This window comes from Ilumatobacter nonamiensis YM16-303 (assembly GCF_000350145.1).
GTDB lineage: Bacteria > Actinomycetota > Acidimicrobiia > Acidimicrobiales > Ilumatobacteraceae > Ilumatobacter_A > Ilumatobacter_A nonamiensis.
Genome location: NZ_BAOL01000351.1, coordinates 1 through 874, shown reverse-complemented (window position 1 = coordinate 874; position 874 = coordinate 1). Strand labels below are relative to the sequence as shown.

Sequence of the window (874 nt, the reverse complement as noted above, 5' to 3'; positions counted from 1 at the left end):
CGAACCATCGGGTGTCTGACACGGAATGGCGCGGGAGCGGACCGATGAGGGTGCTGGTGTGCGTGAAGCGGGTGCCCGCCCCCGGCGCGAAGATCAACATCACCGACGATGGCCAACAGGTCGACGCAACCAACCTCGGTCACACGATGTCGCCCCACGAGGAGTGTGCGCTCGAACTCGCCGTGCAGTTGATCGAGGCGCACGGAGGCGAGTCGCACGTGCTGACGCTCGGGACGTCCGACGCCGACGAGCAATGTCGGTGGGCAGCGTCGATCGGAATCTCGAAGGCGACCTTGGTCGACGTCGATTCGATGGACTGGGATCCGCAACGGACCGCACGCGCCCTGACCGACGCGATCCGGTCGATCGAGGACGCCGACGGTGCGTTCGACGTCATGATCTTCGGCAACGAGTCCGCCGACACGGGCGGCTTCCAGGTCGGTGTCCGAGTCGCTCGGGCCCTCGACCGTCCGATGGTCAACGCGATCAAGGGGATCGAGATCGCCGACGACGGGACCACGTTGGAAGCGCGGCGCGAGACCGACCGCGGCTTCGAGGTGTACCGCCTGCCGATGCCGTGCGCGATCGGCGTGAAGGAGGGGATCACCTGGCCGCGCTACCCGACGATGCGCGGGCGGCTCGCGTCGAAGAAGCTCGCCGTCGACGTCACGACCTCCGATGCCGCTCCGGGCGGCCAGACCAAGGTCCGTCTCGACCGCCCGGAGGAGAAGGTGTCGGAGACGGTGATCCTCGGTCACGGCCCCGACGCCGCACCCCGGGCCGTCGAACTCCTCAGAGAACTGGGCCTCCTCTCATGACCCCCCAGCCGACCCCAACCTTCCGTTCTCGTGAACTTGTCCGGCGCTCCGTGCGC

The 874-nt window shown here is 68.0% G+C and carries 1 protein-coding gene; it reads left to right on the top strand.

Annotated features, from left to right (window positions below; translation table 11 throughout):
- On the top strand, positions 1-818 hold an 818-nt coding region (locus ON45_RS20610), incomplete at its 5' end, for an electron transfer flavoprotein subunit beta/FixA family protein (RefSeq protein ID WP_206537757.1).
- Between the last annotated feature and the right edge of the window lie 56 nt (positions 819-874).